Annotated in this window: 8 protein-coding genes and 1 pseudogene; 1 reads left to right on the top strand and 8 read right to left on the bottom strand. The window is 48.6% G+C overall.

The window, feature by feature from the left end:
• Positions 1-57: 57 nt before the first annotated feature.
• The 7 genes from AAC147_RS09695 to AAC147_RS09665 all read right to left on the bottom strand — a co-directional run bounded on the left by AAC147_RS09695 (position 58) and on the right by AAC147_RS09665 (position 22,766).
• Positions 58-1,542 (bottom strand): 4-hydroxyphenylacetate 3-hydroxylase family protein, encoded by a 1,485-nt coding sequence (locus AAC147_RS09695; protein ID WP_052189457.1) that lies wholly within the window; start codon positions 1,540-1,542, stop codon positions 58-60.
• On the bottom strand, positions 1,529-7,552 hold the full coding sequence (locus AAC147_RS09690; protein ID WP_052189455.1) for an alpha/beta fold hydrolase: 6,024 nt from the start codon (positions 7,550-7,552) through the stop codon (positions 1,529-1,531). The genes AAC147_RS09695 and AAC147_RS09690 overlap by 14 nt, the downstream gene beginning before the upstream one ends.
• Before the next feature lie 18 nt (positions 7,553-7,570).
• A complete protein-coding gene (locus AAC147_RS09685; protein ID WP_047680469.1) occupies positions 7,571-11,875 on the bottom strand; it encodes an SDR family NAD(P)-dependent oxidoreductase in 4,305 nt (1,434 codons plus the stop codon).
• A gap of 14 nt (positions 11,876-11,889) precedes the next feature.
• Positions 11,890-19,728, bottom strand: coding sequence for a non-ribosomal peptide synthetase (locus tag AAC147_RS09680; RefSeq protein ID WP_047680467.1), 7,839 nt, complete (start codon positions 19,726-19,728; stop codon positions 11,890-11,892).
• Positions 19,729-19,853: 125 nt separating this feature from the next.
• Positions 19,854-20,282, bottom strand: coding sequence for an OsmC family protein (locus AAC147_RS09675; protein ID WP_047680465.1), 429 nt, complete (start codon positions 20,280-20,282; stop codon positions 19,854-19,856).
• A gap of 20 nt (positions 20,283-20,302) precedes the next feature.
• Positions 20,303-21,961 (bottom strand): class I adenylate-forming enzyme family protein, encoded by a 1,659-nt coding sequence (locus tag AAC147_RS09670; RefSeq protein WP_047680463.1) that lies wholly within the window; start codon positions 21,959-21,961, stop codon positions 20,303-20,305.
• 10 nt (positions 21,962-21,971) lie between these two features.
• Positions 21,972-22,766: a class I fructose-bisphosphate aldolase gene (locus AAC147_RS09665; RefSeq protein ID WP_047680461.1), complete on the bottom strand. Its 795-nt coding sequence runs from the start codon at positions 22,764-22,766 to the stop codon at positions 21,972-21,974.
• 330 nt (positions 22,767-23,096) lie between these two features.
• On the opposite strand from AAC147_RS09665, the gene AAC147_RS09660 reads away from it, so the two are divergent.
• Entirely contained in the window at positions 23,097-23,834 is a 738-nt protein-coding gene (locus tag AAC147_RS09660) for a DNA -binding domain-containing protein (RefSeq protein ID WP_047680459.1), read from the top strand.
• A gap of 206 nt (positions 23,835-24,040) precedes the next feature.
• Here the strand turns inward: AAC147_RS09660 and AAC147_RS09655 are convergent.
• Positions 24,041-24,273, bottom strand: a pseudogene (locus tag AAC147_RS09655) (conjugal transfer protein TraG N-terminal domain-containing protein); the annotation flags it as partial.

Below are 24,273 nucleotides of genomic sequence, written 5' to 3'. Positions count from 1 at the left end.
TTAAAATATTATTTAGACGCAGCCCTAAAGGCCGCGTTAGCAACACCCAATATTCATTTAATAGATATCGATCAATTGCCTAATATGGTTTTCAATCTCTTCTCTTGCGCCAAGCGTTTTATAGAGATGGATACGGTTGCGTACAACATCGCCTCGATTCCATAACTCATAAATATCCTGTCGGCTACCAAAGGCATCCGCTACCATTTCCCAGGCAAAGCGAAACAGGCGTGATTTAAAATCCACGCTACATGACTTCCCTCGCATATAACGTTCGAGGAACGGCCGTAGCTCCGGTGTCTCCAGATCCCGAGGTGATGGCTGCATGATTATCCCTGCCCCAGAAATCGTCCGCACAATCTCATTGATACGACCGCTAATTTGCGCTGCAAATGTATCCGGTGCCAGTGTGGACGCGGGTGCCAATAACCCGGAATCAGTCACTCTGGCTTCGACATTCATGGCGATCAGAGAGTGCCGGATAAGTTCCAGATACGCACTGAGTTCACCGAGCTGATTCTGGATTTCCCTGAACTCATTCACGCCAATCGACTGACTAATCAGCGACGCAACCCCCAAGAACGTACGCAGACGGTGATAAAAACGGATCTGCCCGACGTACAGTGCCCAAGCGTTTAAACGGAAGAACCCTTCAAAGGCCGTTTCAGCTTCTTCAAGTAAAAAAATACGATCATTGGGAATGAAGACATCATCAAAGAACAGCATGGCATCTTGTTCATCAAAACGCTCACTCAATAGATGCTGGTGACTGCTTCCCCGCTTAACGTGAGCCTCACGGCACAGTATATGCAACCCGGGTGTTTCCATTGCTACGCTAAACCAGACGACGTAATCCTTGTGTTTCCGCAGCGCGTAGGACGGCGACATATAAATCAGTGCCTCATGGCAAAACGGTGCGAGCGTTGCCAAGTTCTTAGCACCTCTAACGACTATGCCATCTTCCCGTTTCTCCACCACTCGCAACCCACTTTCCGGGCACTCCTCCAGCGTTGCTGAACGATCAATCTGCGGGTCGCCTATCGCGTGAGTGAGGCTAATGTCATTTTCACGGCAATAGAGGTAATAACGTTCAATATTCTCCTTAAAGCGAGGATTAACCTGGCCTGCATGGTGGCGAAAGTCATATAGCCCCACAACCACATTCGACATAAAGTCCGGCACCCGCGGAACCATACCCAGCGTGTGCTCCATCCATAGATGGCTGTTGCGCCATTTGGCAGACAGTTCCTCCTGAGTACTCGGTGCCAGCCAAGAGTAGCTGACCGGGTTACCCGTTAATGGTGAGGTATATAACATCTGTTCACGCAGTTCCGGCTGATATTGCAGATCGTACAGGGCAGCCAGGTGATTTAACATGCTGACGAAGTCAGGATGTTCCGTCACTTCAATACGGTCACCGTCATACCAAACCTGTCTCCGATCCCGCAGGCTGGCCTTGTAACGCTCGCCGGACCAAGCACCTTTCGCGCCCACCAGTGACCAGGAATCCTGTAAATCAGACGCAATGTTATGCTGTTGCATCACTAACCTCCCTACGTGTCTCTGCAACAACAACCCACTGCTGTTCATGCTCATCCACAAATGCCTCCAACACAGGAATAAACTGCGTGTCATGAGTAAGATAAGGGAAATGAGCTGAACCGGGGATACAGGTCAGACGCGCATCCTGAATACCCTGGCTGAAATCGTGTGAATGACGCGGATTGATAATCCTATCCAAATCACCGAAAACACAGTGAGTCGGCACATGGATTTCAGGCAACCAAGGTAACAGCGAGACGGACATCATCTCATTCAGATAACGCAGAGCCACCAAGAAATTAACGTGCTGCGAATTCAGCAACAGATCCCGGCGTTGTTCAATACGTTGAATAGCCTCCTGCTCATTTTCGCCCAAAGCATCAATAATGGCCTGAAAATCCGCTCGCAAAGTAGCCACGGCTGAACTTGCCAGTGCCTCAAACTCCGCCGCACTCATCGTTGACGGATCGGCTACGTTCAAATCTGAGGTATCGTGGAATCCTCCTACCAGCGTCAATGACGCAATGCGTTGCGGTTCATTTTTTGCCATCAGCAATGAGGCCGCACACCCTAGGCAAGAGCCAACCAGATGTAACGGACGATCAATACCCAACTGCGTTAAAGCCGCAAACATGCTTCTGGCCGTACCCGCCATGTTAGAGTCGGCAATCGGCATACTGATACCATAGCCCGGTGGATGCAGAATAATAAACTGATACTTGTGACGTAAATCCGACTGTAGCAACGGCAGCCAGGTCGCAGCAGTTAACGCTACGGCTGGCATCAGCACCACTGGCGCACCTTGCCCGCAACTGAACACCTCTATCTCGCCCTCACCCGTGTTCACTATACCGTGCAACAACATTTCATCCATAGGTTCATTAGGATCTATCGTCACTGGCTGAACGTTGCGCAGCGTTTTACTTTGATAATACTCACCATACTGGATCAGAAAACGAGCTCCCTCATCCAGTGGCATTTTGCGCAGCCACAGGGCATCATTTAGAGGACTTTCCTCCCGCATGCTGGCTACCGCTACGGTGGCCTTAACGCTAACACTTTCAGCCTGAAGAGCCACTTGCATTAACCTGGCTGACTCTTGCGGGTAATCACGTAACATCACCTGAGCGATATCATTGATGGTCTGATTTTCCAACAGTAGACCAACACCGATACTCCCTGCCCGATTTTCAAGCTCGGTTTGAATATTCAGCACAATCAGAGAATCCACACCATAGTTAAGCATATCTTCGGCTGGATCGATCTCCTCAACGCTCAACTTCAGCACATCAGCAAACAACGTGACTAAACTGTCCACCAACGTCGATGGCTCAGGGGTTTTTCCGCCTTCATTCACGATTGGTCTGGCAGGTGCTTCAACAGATGGAACTGGTAGCACCATTGCCTGAGTCTTTGCCACCTCTTCATGGATTACACTGAACCCCATTTGGCGCAACACTTCAGGTTTAGCATCTATCGCAATCACGTTAGGCAGATCGTGACTCAGTACCCGCCGTATAATTTCAATGCCGCGGGCAGGGGTAATAAAACGTATGCCCTTGTTCTGCAACATGGCTACTAAATTTTCTTCCACACCCTCCCAGAATCCCCAACTGATGACATGAGCGGGAACACCCTGACTGCGCCAGTAGTTCACAGCCTGATTCTGATAAGCACACCCAGCCGCATAAGTAGACCAGCCAGCGCTGCCTACCCATCCTTCAGCAGACGAAAACAGCAACAGGAAATCCAGCTGGCGCGATTTGAACAACGCAACCAGGGAATCACTGCCATCCAGCTTCGCCGCCGTTTGCTGCCGTAACGTATCGTTATCCAACTGGTTAATTCGCAGGATCTGCCGAGTCATTGCCAGATGGAAAACACCATGGAACATCCCATGCTCTGCTTCCGCTAACGCAATACCCTCTGCCAGTGCAGCACTGTCCTGCACATCTACGCAGTAGTAATAGCATTGTCCTCCCAGCGCGTTGATATCCGCTATCGCCTGTGAGTGCAATTTATCGGGTTGTGAACGGCCAAACCAGACGAGTGTGACACCGTAATGCTTCGCCAGATAGCGGCTAATTTGTTGCCCCACCACACCGGCACCGCCTACCATCAGGTAAACGCCCCCCTGACGGAACGGCTCTTTAGTCTCGGCAGACAGCGTTTCTACCGGTACAATGTCCCTCCGTAGTAGACGATCCCCACGTAAAAACAGTTCGCGATTCTCCAGCCAATTCCCGTTTACATACAGATTGGTATATAGCTGGCTAAAGGCCGGGCTATGGTCAGACCAGTCCCCATCCAGCAAGGTTAACTCGGCTTTTGGATATTCTCTTACTAAGCTGCGGAAGTAACCGGACAGCGCTCCCGAATTAGACACTGCTTCCTCATCCAGCTGTACGTTCTCAGCGAGCCGGGTAAAAATACGCAGCTTCGTGTTATTCTCACGCGTTGCCTGTGCGAGTTGATGCAAAAGCGCCAATTCCTGTCGTGCTGATACCGGCTTCACACCAGAACCCTGCAATAATCCGATACCCCAGAATAGTACCTCATCCAGTCCGTTGATATGCTGGAGACAAAGCGGAATATCGGTGGGCTTATCTGCATCTAATAGCCACTCTTGGTCGCTCAATAACTGTGTCCTTTGGCCTGTAGAGTAGGCGATAAAATAACAGTCCGTCAGCCCCGCCTCTGCCAGATAAACTTTCAACGGAAAAGGGCATCCAGCGGGGTAAACTACTACACGTGTCGCCGCCGGCAGTGTTCTCTGAACCGATCCTGCAATGTTGATCGGCTGATAGCGGGGGCGATACAATAAGGATTCAACGTTTTCAACCTCCGGTACTACCTTCGGCTTTATGTCATCCCCAGCGCTTCCCCACAGTGTAAGCTGATGCTGGTCATTAAAGACGTAGACTTCTGCTACTCGTTCCTCACGCTGCCGAAGAACAATACTTCCTCTTTTTTCAAGGGGATGCAGACAATGGAACTGATTAAAGATAGGGCCTGATAAGTCACTCTGAGCGTTTAAACCGCTCTGCTCTGCAATAGCACTGATAACGTGCTGGTATATACCATCGATACTACCAGTCTGGCAGGTATATAGACTGGAACCGCTATTTTTACCATTCAGGAACTTTCTTACATCCAGCGTCAGCCGATCAGCAGGAATGAGCGGTGAAACGGTAAGCGTTGCCAAAGCCAGAGGAACATTATGTTCGGCATAACACGTCAGACGTATATTCCCATCCTTCTCAGGCTCCAGAGCAAGACTTAGCTTACCCAGCTGTTGCTCTAACACCGCTCGGTCAATATGCTGTAACCGTAGGGAATAGACATCGCCAAGCAGAGCGCCGCTTTCCAACATCTTGCCTAACAACCAGTTAAGTTTCTGCTGCTTTAACACGGGTGGGGGCTCGACAAAGAAATTCACACCTGCATGCCCGATAGAATCGCGCAGGTTTAGCGCTGCCAGTAGAGAAGATGAAGCCGCTGGAGCTGTATTTTGCATACCGGGCGACGACGGATGAGCCTGTTCTGCCCAACAGACTTCACGCGCGAACGGGTACAGCGGTAGCGCGGTGAGATTTGGACGCCGTGTATAGCTGCTCAGCCAGTCGATATTCTCCCCCTGACACCATAGCTGTGCGACTCTATTTAACTTATTCTGCTGCAATAACATGCGGATATATTCGCTGTCCTGCGCATTACGCACAGTAGTTACCCGCGTATCTCGGACATGCCCGCTGGTAATAGCGGGATCTTCCTGCCCGGACAACGCCTGTTCCAGCCGCTGCGCTAGCTTTTCTAAGCTATCTGCCACTATCCCCACACGACGCGCCATCGCATTTCGGCCACTTTGTAGTGTCCAAGCTATCGAAGCCAGCTTTCTTGCCTCGTCCTGTGGCGTAAATACACACTCTGGATGAAGCTGCTGAGCAATCACTGTCACGGCATCACCTACGGTATGGCAGTGTTTCAGCATGTCAGCCGTTATCAGTCGGTTAAAATGCTGATACAGCGTCTGGATGAACTGCTGGTGGATTTCCTCTCCCTTAAGCAGCGTGTCGAGCTGATCTTCATCCCCCAGTAGCTCAGAGCTAATGCCCGTTAACGCGGACAAACAAGCTAATACTCCCGTGGTTATCGGTCCGCTATTCGGTGGAACCATTAACTGCCGAACAAACGTCAAGTGAGATTGTAATAGTGCCTGCAGCGCAGCAGGGGTACGAGCCGAATAAATAAATACCCGCTCATCTGGTTCTACGTATGCCGTCGTTGATGCCGTATATTCTTCAAGGATCAGGTGTGCATTCGCGCCTCCGGCACCAAAAGCATTAATCGCTGCCATACGGGGCTTTTCGCGCTGTCCTTCGCTGCTCGCTAACAACTGTGAACGCCAAGGAGAGACTTCCGTCTGTAAGTAGAAGGGCGTTTTTTCAAACTGAATATTGGTGTTGACCTGTTCTAAATGGATAGAGGGAACCAGCGTTTTATGCTGGAACTGCTTCAACACTTTCACAATACTGCCAAAAGAAGCAGCTGATTCCATATGCCCAACGTTGGATTTCACCGAACCAATCGCACAGAATTGTTTATCTTCGGTGTGTTGACTCCACGCGGAGGTCAGTCCCCGCACTTCTATCGGATCTCCAAGAGCAGTTCCCGCCGCATGGGCTTCAACATAGCTGATATCCGCAGGGTTAATCCTTCCCTGACGCAGAGCATCAGTTATCAAGGACTCTTGTGACTGTGCATTGGGGACAGTAAAACCATTCACCCTACCGCCATGGTTGATACTGGACGCTTTAATCACTCCATAAATACGATCACCTTCCTGTTCCGCGAGACGTAACGGCTTCAACAGAAGCGCACCAACTCCCTCTGAAGGAACATAGCCATCCCCCTCTTCGCTAAATGGCTTACAGTGCCCCTGAGGTGAGGCAAAGCCTGTTTTGCTTAAAACGAAGTATTTATTAGGATGTGTCGTCAGATTAACACCCCCCGCAATCGCCATTTGCGACTCGCCGCGCCATAAACTTTCGCAGGCCAAATGTACCGAAGTCATCGAACCAGAACACATGGTATCCAGCGCAATACTCGGCCCCCGCAGATCAAAAAAGTACGACGCGCGGTTAGCGATCGAGGCATAGGACGCTCCGGCACTGGCATCCATCGCGCCGTACAACTGATACTGTCCCCACATGATGCCGACATAGAGCCCCACACGATACTCTTTCAGTTTCTCGCGGTTATAGCCCGCATCTTCAAAGGTATGGTGCACCGTCTCTAGGAATACCCGTTCCTGTGGATCCATGCCTTCAGCTTCTAACTTACTGATGCCGAAAAATAGAGGATCAAAGGTACGGTTATCCGATAAAAATCCCCCCCACTTCAGATAGGATTTACCGCTAACACCTTTACGCTCATCCCAATAATCCCGCCAGTTCCAGAGATGTTCCGGTACAGTAGTAATACAGTCGCGTCCGGCCAGCAAATTCTCCCAAAAAGCCTCAACATCATCGGCCTGTGGAAAGCGTCCCGCCAAGCCAATAATCGCAATATCATCATCGTTATAGGTTAAAGAGGCCACCTCGGGCACAGCAACCGTAACAGTCTCATTAGGAGGCGTTAGCGCCATCAATATTGGCGGCACAATCCCGCCTACAGGTGTTATTTCTTCCGTTATTGGCTGAGGGGTATCAGTTATCGCTACCGCTGGCATAACTAACTGCGGTTCATCCATGTTTTCTGTTGGCAGCTTTTCGGCAAATTCTTCGCTCAAATAATCCGCTAACGTTTTAATGCTTGGAAACTCAAACAATAAGGATTTACTGAGATCGCCAAGTGTATCTTCAAGTCTTCTGACAATGGCGACGCTCATCACTGACTCTATACCGTAATTATCAAACGCGGCATTATCATCCAGACTGGCGAGGGGTAGCTGCGTTTCCGCCGCTACAGCGCTTCTTACCAGTTGGTACAGAGTTTTCTTCGATTGCATGGTCTATTTTCCTTTAAATCAGACGCTCATAGAGAGATCGGGTAATAAAGCAGGTAAAGTCAGGCTACGAATAAACGGGTGGTACAGTCCGGGATCGCCGCAAGCAACGAGTTGTATCTCTTCTGCATCAGGCTGTAAGGCTGCCGTTACCAGCTCTGCCGCCTGCCGGTCATCCAGTGGTACAAACCCCTTACGACGGATAAAGGCCAGCTCATTCTCATCAATGACCATTCCCCCCGCCCACGCTGGCCACCCAATGGCGACGCTATGCCCGTTGCGTTGCCCCAGTTGCCGTAGCTTTTGACGCTGCTCTATAAATCCTTCTACGCTACGGTTGGCTAAGGCATAATCTGTACCGCCAACGTGGCCGGTCAGAGCCACCAGAGAGGAACAGGCAACGAAGAAATCCAACGAGTCATGCTGTGTCGCCCTATCAAGGTGGTAAATGCCCTTGAGCTTACCTTCCACTATATTTCGGTAACCCTCGGCCGTTTTGTTGATCAGTAAAGAAGCAGGCGGTAATCCGGCACAGTGCACAACGCCATTAATCGTGAAGTAGCGCGTTCTGGCATCAGCTAAAGCCCGCTGTATAGCATCGGCGTCAGTGACATCCACCGATTGGTATTCCCAGCCACCTTCCGGCAAAGTGGAACGTAACTCAGGCAAGACGCTATTGGCAGCCGTTCTGCCCAGAAGCAGCACGTTTGCTCCACGCACCATGAGGTAATTGGCAATAAACAGGCCAATGCGCCCTGCACCCCCGCTTATCACATACACTCCTGATGGACGTACCTGTACAGTGGAAGAAAGAGGGAGAGCGGCAAGGTGTATCAGATCTCGGGTTAGTAGCCGCCCAGATAACAAATCCAACCGACAAGAGGTTGCCTTGTCCAGAGCAGAGATTTGCCGTAAACGTTGGTCAATCTTGCGGTAGTGAGACTCACTCATTTCGCCGTGAACGCCATAGATCTCTAAGGTATTGACGCTATAGCGGGGAAACTCATGGCTCAAGCCTTTAGCGAAACCATCCAGCCCCGTTAGCAAACTACTGGCAGCGTTCTGCGGATCATTAAACCAGACCAGATTGACCACTATCTTCCCCGCCAGACGAGCCTTCACTAACCCTTGCAACAGGAAATAGAGACGTTCTAGCCAAGCGGTCACGCTCTCTAACGACCAATTCTGGCGGCTTAGAATAATATTCATCACCCGTTTGCCTTCGGCCGTAGAAAGCGCCTGCAACGCATTTATCCAACTCTGATCGTCTGCTTCCATCCAGGAAAGAGGCCAGCTTAAACCGCGCTGACAGAGGCGCTCTGCCACCTCATCTCCCTGCTGATAGAGAGCCAGTACGGGATAGTTTGCCTGCGGCAGAGCATCGGATTGCTCCTGCCAGCGCTGGGCAAAACGAGTCACTGTACTGGTTGTTGGCGCTGGCGCTTGATTCGTCAGTGGACGACCAACTGCGCCCTCCATGACCAACAATGGAGTACCCGCCTGATTGAACGCAGTGAGTGAATAAGAGACCAGAGAAGAGCCCATACGCTGATGCTGACGTACACGGACAAACAGATTCTCCGGGAGCGGAGCCAGTATCTTAATTGTGGCAATCGAAAACGGCACGCTGAGCATGTTACTCTGGCTGGCGTGGTGCAACAGCGCAGTTTGCAGCATGCCATCCAGCATGGCGACGGGTAACACTGGATCCAGATAAGGCATTTCCCGTTCTGGCAATCTCAGCTCACTCAACGCTTCATTCGCGGTAAGCCAAATTTTTTGTAATGGTTGTAGGCTTGAGCCAAACGATAAGCCCAATTGCGCCAGCCGGTGATAGCATTCCTCTGCGGTCATGCTCTGAGTAAAGTGTTGTGCTCCCTGCTGCAGACCGTCGATGTTGGCAGCAAATTTTTCGCTCTCCAATGTCGCGCTAAAATGCTTTATTTCTCCACGTCGGGAACTACACTCAACCTGCCAGCGGGTGCCAGACACGGCCGTCACTTGGAAAGAGAGGCGCAACGGCATGACTTCATCCAACTGAATCGGTGTCAGCCAAGTTAATGCATGGATATATAATATGCCGCGTAGCGATAGATGTTGACTCGCTAGCTGTTCCAGCAACATGACACTCGCTGCCGCTGGCAGAATGGTTACACCATTGACGCAATGATCGCGGATAAAGGGTTGATCATGGGTCAGGTTGATCTGCCAGCAATCCGCAGCTACCTGCTGTAGTTCGCCATCCAGTTTGCCGTAGCGGCTGTTATGTAACACCTCTGGCCAGTGATGTTGAGCGTTAAATGGATAACCCGGCACGGGTAAACGCTGCGGCAGCTCTCTTGGGTAGAGCACAGTCCAGTCTATTTCTTTTCCCTGTAACCAATCGGTAATGCTGGCCTGTTGCGATGCACTCAGTTGAGTGCTGTCACCATAACCGCCCGTTTTCACCTGTCCCGCTTTTTTATCGTTAATAAACGCCCACATCGCCACCAGCAATCCAGAGACGCTATCTGCCATGAATACCTGACGCACGGCAAAGTTTTCTCTGGCAGACTGGTAGGTAAACAACGCATGAGGAACACGCTCTTCGGGCTGCTGCATTAGCCAGTTTATGAGTTGCATAACGTATTGCTCTAGCCGTTCATCATTTCTGGCTGACAGCGGTAACACCAAGGGAACATTAAGCTGCGGCAGGGCAGGTTGCGGATACTCCTCCACAATCACGTAAGCGTTCACGCCACCAAAACCAAATGCGCTGACAGTTGCCGTACGCCGTATAGCTGCTTCTTTCGGTTCTGGCCAAGGCAAAGGCTGGCGGTTAAGCATGAGTGCCGTACCTGCCAGATCGATTCTTTCGTTAATCTGTTGTAACCCAGCCAAAGGTGGACGTACCCGTTCACGCAGGCACATAACGACTTTCAGCAAACCCGCCATACCTGCGGCAGCTTCGCAGTGCCCTATGTTGGCCTTGACCGAGCCGAGAACAATGCTCTCTGCGGTAAGTGTAGCCCCCTGACTGACTGTAATTTCACCTAAAGCCTGTTTGATCCCTTCTATTTCTATCGGGTCACCCAACTGCGTTCCTGTCCCGTGGGTTTCGATATACCCCAGTCCCCGTATATCTGCTTGATAAGCCTCCCAGGTTTGGCTGATCAGACTGGCCTGAGCGCTGGTTCTAGGTGCTGTCATAGCACTGGCTTGCCCACCGTGATTCACCGCGCTACCTTTGATTACCGCGTAGATGAAGTCACCGTCCTTCTGAGCCTGTGCTAGCCGTTTAACCATGACAATGCCCACACCTTCGCTACGAACGTAACCATTTGCCCGGCTGTCAAACGTTTTACAGCGGTTATCCTCAGACAGCACGTTAACCTGTGACAATGCAATCTGCGGCCACGGATCCATTAAAATGCTCATACCGCCAACGATCGCGCTGTGACAGGTGCCATCCAGAATGGCACGGTGTGCGCTATTCAGCGCAACCAATGAACTGGAACAGGTCGTATCAATGACCTCGCTCGGCCCATGCCAGTCAAACCAATAGCTGATTCGGTTACTTAAAAATGCCCGTCCTGTACCCGTTAGCGTATAACTGTCAACCTGATGCCCGGCCTGAATGAGCAGGTTGGCATATTCATCTCCGCTGGCACCAATAAATACGCCAATATTTTCTCCGCGCAGATCTTTCGGCCGATAACCTGCATCCTCCAGAGTATGCCACACCCCCTGTAGGACCAAACGATGGCGAGGATCCATAACATCCACTTCGCGAGGTGTCAGGCGGAAAAACTCCGCGTCAAACTGGTCAAATCCCCGAATAAATCCACCCTCATATGCGTAGGTGGTGTTGGGTGCTCCGTTTGGGATATCGTAATAGCGGCGCCAGTCCCAGCGGCTAGCGGGGATCGGCTCAATACATTCCTTTCCTGCCAGAATATTTTGCCAAAACGCGTTCAGATCGTCGGCCTGTGGCATACGGCAATGGATACCAATAATAGCCAGCGCCGTATCGTCCGAACCCGTCTCCTCAGATAACAAACTCGGCGTCACCGTTTCATGGGATGATATTTCGTTAGGACGTGCCAAAATCTGATGGCGAGTAACATAGTCAGCCAGCTTGTTCAGCGTGGGCAAATCAAATAGCTGAGTCGGGCTGATATCCTTGCGCAACATATCGCTAAGCTGCGCAGCCAGTAGCGCATAATGTAAAGAGTTAAATCCTATCTGCCCTAGCCCGGTATCAAGATCGAGCTGTTCTGGCTCAATATCCACGATTTCTGCCACTATTCGGGTAAGCTCGCTATGAACTGTATCTCCCTGTAACATCAGTTATTCCCTCCTCATTGTTGTATTGATTGCAGCAACTGTTTGCGATCCACCTTGCCGTTTTCTGTTACCGGAAAGGTGCTCAGTACTTGAATAAGATCCGGTAACATGTAAGCCGGTAGGCTATTGCGCAGTCCGGCTTCATCTGCCCCCTCATTGCCCAGACAAAAAGCTAGCAGCCGCTGCTGACCAGATACCCTTTGCTCAAGAATAATGACAGGATCGATATAGCCATGGCGTTTCATCACTGCAGCGATTTCCCCCAGCTCAACACGGTAGCCCCGCAGTTTCACTTGAGTGTCAGCTCGGCCCAGAAACTCAATATCGCCATTAGGGAAGTAGCGGGCCAGATCGCCAGTGTCGTACATTGTCTGTTCCGGTGTTAACCGATCCGCTACAAACGATTTAGCCGTGATCTCTGGGGCATTGAGGTAGCCTTCACTCAAACACTCTCCGCTGATAAACAAACGCCCCTGCTCCCCGACATCACACGGGGCACCATCCTCACGCAGAATGTAGTAACGGCTATTTGGCATAGGGCGGCCATATGGAATACTGCTCCATTGTGGATCGACGTGTGTCACCGGATAAGAATTAGACCAGACGGTAGTTTCTGTCGCCCCGCCTAAGGCAATCAGATCCGCAGCCGGTAAAACGTCTAAAATGCCCTGTGCCAAACTGAGAGGGATCCAGTCACCGCTGAGAAAAATCAGCCGCAGCGAGACAAGGGGACTTACCGATGGCTTACTGATAAACGGGAAAACCATCTGTAAATAAGCTGGAGCGGAGTTCCAGAAGGTGATCGGTTCATTACATAAAAGGTTGCGAATGGCGAGCGCGTCCAGCCGTTGTTTATTACTCACCAGCCTTAAACTGGCTCCCGTCGCCAGCAAACCAAAGATGTCGAAAATTGACAGGTCAAAACCGATGGCATTGACCCACAGGCCACGATCCTGCGAGGAAAAACCATATTCTTTCTGTAGCCACGTGATCAGATTGGTTACCGGGCGATGTTTCACCATCACGCCCTTTGGCTCCCCTGTGCTGCCGCTGGTAAAAATAACGTAAGCTAAATGACCTGCCTGCGCGCGATCGATAGGGTCACCGCTCTGCCACTGTGCCGTCTTACGCAGCGACTCTACGGAGATTAATTGGCAGCTTTGGTCCTGAAAATCAGCCAACAATCCGGCATCAGCAATCACACAGTCAGCCTGAGCGTGTGCTAACATTTTTTTCTGCCTTTCGAGCGCATCGTTGTCATTCAGTGGCACAAATACTGCCCCCAGACGCAGGATGGCATACAGGATCGCGACTAATTCCTTTGTACGCCCCATTTTAATAGCGACTATCATTCCCGCACCGATGCCGCTTAGCTGTTGCAACGACCTGGCATAGCGGCAGCTCATGCTGTGTAACTGACGGTAGCTACATGTGCTTTCATCCTCAACAAGTGCCACTGCATCACCATAGCGTGCTACTGCAGCGTCAAACAGTGACACCATTGTGGCTTCACGATCGTAGGCCTGGGGGGACGGATTAAAGCGCAGCAGGGCTGAACGAGTCTCCGGTGAAATCTCAGACTCCCTCATAAGTGCTGATTTAAAACGAGCTAGTGTCCGCGGGAAGTTGACCTCTATCCCTATTTCTGTGGGCCAAGTCCACTCCACACACAAATCGTCGCCCTGAAAATAGGCGATACAATCGAGCAGCACTCCCTGAGTATTGGAATTCACGTAAACAGGCAGCACGTTATTTACCGTTTTAACGTCGTAATTCAGCGCATTGGTAAAGACGAGCGGGAATGCAACGCCAGTCCCCACAGGATGATGGAAACTATAACCGCGATCACGCATCATCTCAGTGGCTATCTCTTCAGCCTGTTGGGTTCGCTGTTCGGGCGTTAGCACGCAAAAGCTACTGAAATCACCCAGCGCAGAGTGCCATTGGGTATTCAGTTGGCGATGAACATAGTCCACGACCAGCAACGGCATTGGCCTCAGCGCAGGTTCATCCTGTAGCGCTCGGTTTAGCATAGCGATCAGGCAGGCATCCAGCGCTCTCCCTGCCGCGTATTGTTCCAGCACAACGCGGGGAAAGGTGATGATTTGTGTCTGTTTCTCGCTGCCGAACTTTATCCGTTCGGAAGAAGAACAGGCAGAAAGCTTTTCCTGCCAGTACTCCCGTGCACTATCAGCATTGCGGGTACGTGAAAATGCCTGCCGCCGTTGAGCATAGCGGAATACGGCGGTATCGCGTTCAGCAGAAATTTCATGCTTATCGTCTGATAACGTGAGTTGTAGCAGGCAATCACAAAAGCTTAAAGTGGCATATCCGTCAAACCAGAGGCATTGGAATCGAATAGCTAAATAGCTCTCCCCCCGCCATTCCAGTAGGAAAACCTGATAACCGGGCCAAACAGCATGTGGTTCATCGGATTTCTGGTTCCAACGCTGCTCCAGCTGCTGGCAGGCTGCGGTTAACGTTGTAGCCTCTTGATCTGTTATCACAACCCGTATGACTGGCGGTATTACAGACACCGCATTAGGTGTCACCATTCCCTTGGCCGTCATTAGCGTTGAAAGAATAGGATGCTCCCGATGCATCTGACGCAGTGCTCTCTGCCATTGCTGAACGCTCAGTCTTGACACCGGATAAACGCGCAACACCCAGGAAGACGGTGCGCCAGGATGTACCATGTGCTGATACAGGTAGTTTGACATCATCGGCGTTAACGGAAAGGACTCAACTCGCGCTGCTAACGGCGGTTGAACAGCTCGTTCAGCCGTGACAGAAAGAGAATGGCTTTCCATAAAATCGACCCATGACTGAAGATAACGCAGTGCTTCTTCACGGTTTAAAGCACGGGTGTCGATATCCCAAGCCAGTTGCAGCCTGTCTCCCAGATCCAGTACGTGGCAGTGGAGCCGTACCCCGCTGGTTGCCATGTTTTCATGCACGACGTTATCGTACCAAGACGCTTGAGCACCATAGCGGGTAATACCGGAATAAACGATGGGAAGTACCCCCTGCGTGACTGGGAGAGAGCGTAAAGCTTCCACTGCTGAGACATGATAGTGGCGCAGATCCTGTTCTAACTGATCGTGCAATCGGCTGACATAGCGGGCGAAATCACCGGAAGATGCCTCTGCCAAAAAGAGACTGCTGGAGGTGAATGGCCCTACGACCTGTTCAATATCTGTATGCAACGGCGGACGGTTTTTTAGTGTCATAATCACACCAAATGTCTCCCCCTGCTGATATTGACTGAGCCAGTCCAAGAACAGGAAAAACAGCAGGTTTTGCGGGGAGGTGTGCAACTTCTGACTGGCTTCCTGATAACGTTTCGCTGTCAGGCGGTGAGTAAGCCTGAATACCCGGGAAGCCGAAGCTTCTGCCTGCCCAGGAGGAAGGGCTGCAGGTCGCCAAGCTACACCCAGTTTTTGCTGCCAGTAGCGTAGCGCCAGAGCGTATTCATCCGTTGTTTTATCTGCCTGATGCAGGACAACATCGCGGAAGTCAATCTCCGGTAAAGGCTGGAGAGGCATGTCATGGTATAGCGCATGCCATTGAGCCAACAGCAGTTGGGCGCTATGGCCATCAATCACGGCCGCATCCATACAAAAATGGACCAGATTCGTCTCGGCATTAACCTGCGTTACCTGAAGTTCATAGCGCGGAAAATCGTCAATACCAAACCGGCGGGTTGCCATTTTTTGGTTCACACTATCCAGATAACTTTCCACATCCTGACCCGTAAGATGTAAGGCCGTCACCGGGATCGTCACAGGGAGAACCTGATGTTCAATCTGCTGTTTGCCTGACTTCAACATCCTTACCGACAGCATGGGGTGTCGCACAACCAGTTGTTGCCAAGTGTGTTGCAGCTTATCAATATTTAAATTAGCAACAGCAAACTCCAGCCAGACGATGCTGCCAATACCATCCAGCCCCTTTTGCGTCATGCGACTGAATGCGTGGCTAGCCTGCAAATCTGTGAGGGGGAAAGGTTGATAGCGGTTATCTGGTGCTGCTTGTAATAAGCAAGATGCGGTAACCGCTGGCGTAATATGAGAATGGCTAAGCTGTGCCAGCAGATCGGCTATACTCGTTTCATTCATCAATGTATACAGATCGACAGACAGGTCAAAATACTGCTGTAGACCTTGTTGCAACGCCAGCATTTTCAGTGAATCGACGCCAGCCTGAGCAAACGTTATCGATTGTTCTAACGACGTTGCCTTTAAGCCAGTCATGTGGCTGATAAACTGCTGAACGGAGTATGACGCTACTGACGCAGAACGTGCCTCAATAACAGGCACACCTTTGTTAACGGCTAACAGTGGACGGTACAGAGAACCGGATTCCTGACTGACAGGCAATGGAACTTTACGGTATTGCTTGCCTGCAACAAATTGTGTTAACAGATCAGATTGGGTAAATGTCGCTATTTTACCTGCTGGCGTACAAATACCGTTGCCCGGATGTTGTTTCTGTTTCAGCTCACTGATAATCTGCTGAAAATGCGCCAAACTATCAGCACTAAAATACCAGCCGATGCGTTCAATTTCACGGTGAGCCAGCGTCCACGCGACATCAGATAACCTCCCTCCATCATCATGTAATGCTTGCTGCAAAGCATCCAGATATTCACTTAACCGTGCTGCTGAAGTTGCAGATATGACAATTTGCCGGCCTATCCGCTCCTCACTGTCGCGAGCGATATCATCGGGCACTGGCACAAACTCAATTAAGCAATGTGCATTAGTACCACTCATGCCAAACGCACTCACAGCGGCTCTACGCGTTGCCTCCGACCATGGAATCGGTGTATCAGGCAACTGGAATGTTTGCAGAAAACCACAATCAATCAAAGGATTAAGCTCGTTGAAGTGTGAGCACGGCGGCTTAATGCCAAATTTAGCGCTGAGCGTCGCCTTTACGACACCAGCAATGCCTGCCGCAGCAGTTAAATGCCCGATGTTGGCTTTCAGCGTCCCTAACACACAGGGCTGGGTTCTCTCTGTGCTGGCAAATACCTGCATAAGCGCGCGGGCTTCTATTGGATCGCCCAAATGGGTTCCAGTACCGTGCGTTTCTACATATCCAACCGTTGCAGGTGAAATACCGGTTTGTTGATACAGGGAAGCGAGTAAGTCTGCCTGTGCCTTGCCATTCGGGGCAGTAACAGAGGTAGAGTGCCCATCATGGTTAACTACGCTGCCTTTGATAACCCCCCAAATATGATCCCCCTGTTGCCGCGCTGCATAGAGAGGTTTCAGTAGCAGCAACGCCCCGCCTTCACCGTGGACAAAACCATCAGCCTGTGCGTCAAACGGTCGGCATTTGCCACGAGGTGAAAATACGTTTAACTGGCTGGTTTGTAGATAAAATTCAGGATGCAGAGTGAGTGAAATACCCCCGCATATTGCCATGCTGCTTTCACCACTCCGTAAACTTTGACAGGCGAGATGCAGTGCCACCAGAGAAGAAGAACAGGCGGTATCGACGACCATAGCAGCACCATGGGTCCCTAGATAGTGCGCTAAACGCCCAGCCAGCATTGCGTTATCCGTTCCCAGGAATGCGTTAGGTCCTTGATGGATGCCCGCATCACGCAATACCTGATGGTAAAAAGAGTCCCGAAGTCCCAGAAAAATGCCTACTGCATGGCCTTTCAACGCTGCACGGCTATAACTGGCGTCTTCCATCAGCATTCGCAGTAAGGCAAAGCAGCGCCGGTGTTGGGGATCTAATCCCAAAGCTTCATCGTCGGTAAAACCGTAGCGATTAGCATCAAATTGCCAGGCATTATCCAAGAATGCCCCCCATTTACTCCGCGAGGCAACTCCATCAGGAGAGTAAAAACTCTCGTCTAGCAACCAGCGTTCTGCGGGAATTTCACTAATTTCATCCGCTGCCGCCAATATTTTGTGCCAAAACTGTGTGATTGAATCTGCGCCGGGAAACTGCCCTGCCATACCGATAATGGCAATATCATCATCAACTGCGGGCGATAACTGCTCAGGATGCATGGATTTAGCTGCATGGCTGGCAAGAAGAGTCTCGATATCAGGCGCGTTATAGAGATCGATGGCAGAAAACTCAGGGCCAAACAGTGGTTTCATAGCCGTGGCTAACGCCACGATTGAGATTGAATCAACCCCCATTGCTGTCCAAGTTGCCCGCTGCTGCTGCTGGGCCAGAGGATAGCCCAAAACATGTTCAATGCAGTCCAGCACACGCTGTTCGACAGTTGTGTTACCCAGCTGTTGTGGCTCAGTCTGCCTGTTCAGCGTCTCTGCTAACGCCCGCCGGTCTACTTTACCGTTGCTCAATCTGGGCAATGTTTCGATCGGCTGAATGTGATGTGGCAGCATGAATGCCGGTACGCGTTGCTGTAGCAGCTCTCTTATCTTCTGGTGCTGAGGATCGGCAAGCGAATTCGCGGTAACCACCCAAGCATAGAGATGATCATAGCCAGTAGGGGTTTTGTCATACAACACAACGGCATCTTTTACTTCTGGCAACCGTTTAAGCTCATTCTCGACGGCACTCAGATCCAGCGATTGACCATTAATTTTGACACGGTCATCTTTCCTGCCTTTCAGAAGAAACTCACCGTTAGGCAACTTTATGCCCAGATCGCCAGTACGGTATACACGTACTGGCTGCTGATCGATGTTGATAGTGGGAAACGCACGGGCTGTCCGCTGCTCTTGCCGGTGATAACTTAAAGCAACACCGATGCCGCTGACGCAAATTTCTCCCACTTCGCCGTCAGCAACCTCCTGCAACAGGTCATCACACAGCGTCACCTGTAAATTCTTAATCGCTCTAAACGTTAATGCTTCTCCCGCCTGCCTGATACCTGCTGCAATAGTATTAACTTCTGTGGCACCGTAATCCTCTATAATCCGGCAGTCGGGGAACAATTGTTGGCACTGTTCAATCAACGAAGCATCATAAATTTCTCCTCCCAGTGTGATGAGCTCCAGTGCACATTCAGATCGCTGTAATGGTCTGTCGCAGGCCGCAAGCAACAAGCGTAATAGCGATGGAGTGAGCGTGATCCAATTAACACGACGTTGAACAAGAAAATCTTTTAAAGAGTGTGGATCGCTAAGCAATGCGTGAGGAAGCATGATGGTGGGCTGCCCCAGTAACAGTGCACCCAATAGCTCCCACATGGATGGCATAACACTGATATATGAACGGGATGCCGCAATAGTGGGAGCATGCTGCTCTAGCTCAGACCACATCCACGCTAAACGATTAAGTACCTGATGCTGAGCGTGGAGTACGCCTTTAGGTTCCCCTGTTGACCCTGAGGTAAACATCAAGATCGCCGGAGCAGAAATATTTCCCTCATTTAAGGGTTGATATTGAAACTGGCTAACAGCCTCAATGTCATGGGCGGATAGCACCGTGGAATTCGCTGCCCAAGCAGGCACTTTGCCATCTTCCGTATCGTGAAGAATCAAGAGCACATCGGCATATTCCGCTAACCGACGAAGATAATCCGCAGGCCAAGTGGGTTCTAGCGGGGTGTAAACGTATCCGCAGTGCCAAATCGCAAACATGCTGGCAAATAATAGGGGGGATTTATTACAATTCACTCCAATATGCGATCCAGGAGGTAATCCTGCCTGCTCAATTTTTACAATGACTTTTTGGATAAGCAAAGCAATTTCATTATATGTCGCTTTATTTTGTGCCTTATTACCATAATAAATTGCCACTTCCCGAGAGAATATCTGAGTTACTTTTTCAAATAACGCAGGCAAGGAAAGCCCTTTATTTATCGCATTCAATCCATTCTCTAAAATAATATTATTATGCAACTCACTGGACATAGAATTTCCTCAGGAGCAATCCTGACCTAATAAGGCCCTTAATGATTAATAAATAGTAAAACCCAATGCTGCACATTTATTTGAAATGTGCAGAGAATTTATAATAAAAATAATTTTGCAATGATTTAATTTAGCTGAGCTATAACCTCTACATTACCGCTTAGTGCAATACTAATCATACACCCTTTTTCAGCTTGTTTAATATATTTATCCACAGTTTCACGCGGTAAATCATGAGAGGATTGAATAGAAACAAAATGTCTAATTTCTTTTAATTTAGGTCCCATTGGAGTAATGGAAAAATCAGCTTCACTATTAACACTAATATTTTCATACTCTATTTTATTAAATTGAAAAATAGCACTCAATGTAATAATAAAGCAAGAAGTCGAAGCGCCGACAATTAAATCTTCTGGGTTGGTTCCTTTCCCCAATCCACCTAAATCCTGCGGAACTGAAATAATGCTCGCTAAGCTCCCCACATTTAACATTCCCTTGCCGGTAGCCAGGGTTCCTTGCCAATTACTTTCTGCGTGAAAAGTTTGAATCTGCACTCTTTTATCTCCTAATTGATTCAGTTAGCGCTCGTATGCTGCCGTAACTTAGCCAATAATGGCATTCGCCGCATTTCGTCGCGCAGTTGCCTTTTGAGCACCTTGCCGGTTATTCCTTTCGGGATATCCCTGTGCTGCAAAAGAACCAGTTGGGATAATTCAACCAATTTTCTATCCGTCAAACACTGGTTGATACGTTGTAGTAAAGCCTCTTCATCTATTACTTCAGCCTGTGGCTGTACAACGGCAAATAGCACTGGCTGAGCAAATTTAGAATCAAAAGACTCTCCCACAATAGAACAATCTTCCAGTTCTGCAAAATTCGATAAAATAATTTCTTCACTCAGCAGGCTATAACAGGGGCCGCCAGAGGTCATCACTACGTCAGAAATGCGATCAACGTGGAAGACCAACCCATTCTCATCTTGGTAAGCCAAGTCACCTGTTAGCCAGTACCCTTTAATTCGGCTCTGGTAAGTTAACGCTGAATTGTTCCAATACCCCGGCGTAATACTGGGAGATTTAATGCCTAAACAACCAACTTCACCTGCTATGGCTTCACTCCCGTCAGCTCGAAAAATGCGTACCTGCACCCATTCTTGTGGTAGGCCAACACATCGGCCATAGTTGTTTGTATAGGGCGTATGGATAATTCGGATGCTGATGTGCCCCATTTCTGAGGAACCCAGCCCGTCGACAAACTGGGATCCTTCCACTCGGACCTTTCCCCTATAGTGCCATCCCTGACGAACCAAACGGCGGATGTGTGGTTCATGCGCTGCATCACCGCTGTTTATCCACGTGTTCACCGAAGAAAAATCACAACGTTCTGCATAGTTTGTCGCCAGCTCTACGTAAGTTTGAGGGAAAGCCACCACGGTAGAAGGATGCCATTTCTCGATTAATTCCGCGACATTCTGTCCCTCTCGTGAACAAGCCATAACGATTTTGCTGCCACTCAACGCACAGTGGATCAGAAACGCAATAGATGAATTATGTGATGACGGTAGCGCATTCAGATAATAGTCGTTGCCTTGCGCCTGAGGCTTGTTCAATAAGTCGCGTATACCGTGAAACCACTGTTGATGAGCCAGGATCACAGCCTTCGGTGTCCCTGTTGTCCCAGAACTGTGCGTGATCATGATAGGAGAATCGGCTTCATGCTGATAAAAATCGGCTTCTTTTAGCAATTCCGACGCTAAAGAGACTTTTTCAATCATCACCACCTCAATCCGCTTTTTTAGATGATTTTTCAGGACACTTCCCTGCTTTCCTGCTGAGACAACGAGGCACGCTCCAATATTAGAAAAGTGTGCGCCTGCGGTAGCGATAGGCATTGCCCCGTTGGTCAACGCGGGTACGGCTCCGAGCGCATTTAAAGCGGCATAATGTAGAATGTAATTAATGCCATCACCACAGTAAACCCCAACCACATCAAAAGGTTTGACGCCTCTGGCCTGATACCAACGAGCCCAGCGGAGAGCCAATTGATAAAGCTGTTGAATGGTTAACTGATAGACGTGTTCCTCAGCCGCGATTTGTGTTCCCTCAGGGATAATGATGCTTGCCTCGTCGTTTGCAGAATAAAAAGCCTGCGCAATAGGCAAGAAATTACCCGCGCCCAACGTTGGATTTAACTGTAAAGATTTTCGTTGTTCATCGGTCATAATTGTCGTCATTACTATCCCCTTAGAAAACCCCATTCAGAGAATAAGCTTCCTGCGTGGATAGCACTTGTTGCAGCCGATTCAAAAGCTGTGCCGGATTCTCACTCTGGAAAACATTGCGCCCGATGCACAATCCCTGCGCTTTTGCTGCCATAATGACAGAAGTAAAATCAACGATTTCATCATCACTGCTCCGCTCTCCCCCGGCAAACAGTAAGTTAATATCCTGAGTGAGACCGTCAGTAATCTCGAACAACAGTTCTGATCTGGCTGGTTTACGCAATTTAAGTGCCGTTACCCCCATTTCACTAAAAGTTCGGATATATTTTCGGTGACGTGTCACGTACTCTTTATCACTCAAATCCGACTCAATTAAACTGAACATCACTAATACTGGTATACCACGGGGTATGGTGTGTTGCATAACCTGACCGAGTTGGATCAAATTCTGGGCTGTATTATGCTGACTAAAGGGTAAATCTAAGCTAATAGCATCGGCACCTAACTGCATAGCAAGATCTGCATTTGACAGCAGTGGCTTAAAACTTGCGTCTTGGGCTAGGTGACTATTACCATTAATTTGTAAACACACAGCTGTACCGAGTAGCAAATTATGCTTAACAAGGTGATATAAGAAGCCTGGGTGAACGACGATACCATCAATATGTGAGCTATTTATCCAGCTCTCAACGGCAGAGAAGTTATTTATTCCCGCCATTGGCCCACTAGTTAAACCATGATCTATTGGAATAATTAACGAGCGACCATTTTTTTTATTAACAAACTTCGACCAGCGATGAGTTATACCAGTATTCATGACATTTCCTTATTGGCTAATTGATAGCTGAGTAACCATTATAAAGAGGGGACGTTATATCCTTTCATTCTCTCTTTTCATTTATTATCACAAATCTGAAATTCCTTCGAAATGGTGAAAATTTTGTTTCAGAAAATTCACCCTTCCTTGTTTAATTTAATTTAATTAGCATCAAAATAATTAATCAATCAATCACAACCAAATAATCACAATAAATTAATGTAAAGGCAGTAATTGATAGCGGAAAGTTACAGTAACTCAATGGATACAATTAATTTCAAATAAAAACACACCTGTCTATAAACATAACAAAATGTGGATTGTTGAATTATGAAATTTGGTAATAGAAATGATATATTTGATCTAGCTTGGGAATTTTTAAGGCGTAATGATAAATATATCGAAGATTGGGATAGAGTGAAAAAAATACATCCCAAAATAGGTAACCAAGAATACTATTTAATACAACATCCTATTGATAAAGTCGCAGAAAAAAAATGGGGATTATTAAAATATGCAGACCCTAAAAATACAATTCCTGCCTATATATTTTGGTCTCCAAAATACAGCGAGAAATGGATTAATGCCTTTATTGTACAAGCCTCAAGTAACAATAATAGTGCAATAAATTTATTTATAGACAACAACATTAGCTATGTAGTGATGAAATTATTAGATAATAAACATTGCATAAAAATATCAAGGGGAAATAAATATTTTCAGTTTTTTGTTGAAAATTATAGTCATGAGAAAAATATTAGTTTAATGCTATTTTTTCCTCTTTGTACAAAATTAAAAAACGTAAAATCAAAAATATCCGAAATTGAAGAAATATTAGACAGCAAATCAAGTAAGAAAAACATTGACTACTCTAAATTAGACCTGCTGGATATTCTTGATTATAAAAAAAAAGGGGCCTCACAGAGAGAATTAGCTAGTTTAATATTTAAAGATATTCCTGTCGAAAATTTATGGAATCCAGATAGCTCTATTCGTTCAAATATTAGATACAGAATAAAGAAGGCACAAAATATGGTTGAAAAAGGTTATTTAAAACTTATTTGCTAATGTAACACTCACAGAGTGAGAGCATGAAAGATAAGTTATTATCCATCGACTAAGTTAGATCATTTTATGAACAAAATGAGATTAGAAATCACCCAACCCAAGCTGCTATCTTAAACAGATTAATGAGCATTTTATCGACACTGTTTGAGTATGACTCTATCTGAATGAAATTTAGGCTTTCACGCTCTCGCCCTATCCCGGTTTGCCTACTTTCCTTTGGACATCATCTTCTGCATCACCAGCTGTCCGAACATCCCGGTGATTACCTGACCTGCCCTACACCCTGACTCATCATGCCTGCCATATCGTCCATGCGTACACCGGCCCACGCTAATGCCCCCAGCCAGACCATCGGCAGGACGATAAACAGCGTCCCCATTACCAGCTCCATAATTAAATCGTCCGAGGTATTCTGAATGCCCGCCAGATTAAACAGGCT

Origin of the sequence: Xenorhabdus sp. NBAII XenSa04 (assembly GCF_963866145.1) — a bacterium.
Lineage (GTDB): Bacteria > Pseudomonadota > Gammaproteobacteria > Enterobacterales > Enterobacteriaceae > Xenorhabdus > Xenorhabdus indica.
The sequence above is the reverse complement of the archived record's forward strand: the minus strand, read 5'-3'. Positions and strand labels throughout refer to the sequence as shown.

Coding starts and splice junctions, on each gene's coding strand:
- AAC147_RS09695 (WP_052189457.1), bottom strand. CDS start 1,542: ATGCAACAGCATAACATTGCGTCTGATTTACAGGATTCCTGGTCACTG.
- AAC147_RS09690 (WP_052189455.1), bottom strand. CDS start 7,552: ATGCAATCGAAGAAAACTCTGTACCAACTGGTAAGAAGCGCTGTAGCG.
- AAC147_RS09685 (WP_047680469.1), bottom strand. CDS start 11,875: ATGTTACAGGGAGATACAGTTCATAGCGAGCTTACCCGAATAGTGGCA.
- AAC147_RS09680 (WP_047680467.1), bottom strand. CDS start 19,728: ATGTCCAGTGAGTTGCATAATAATATTATTTTAGAGAATGGATTGAAT.
- AAC147_RS09670 (WP_047680463.1), bottom strand. CDS start 21,961: ATGACGACAATTATGACCGATGAACAACGAAAATCTTTACAGTTAAAT.
- AAC147_RS09665 (WP_047680461.1), bottom strand. CDS start 22,766: ATGAATACTGGTATAACTCATCGCTGGTCGAAGTTTGTTAATAAAAAA.
- AAC147_RS09660 (WP_047680459.1), top strand. CDS start 23,097: ATGAAATTTGGTAATAGAAATGATATATTTGATCTAGCTTGGGAATTT.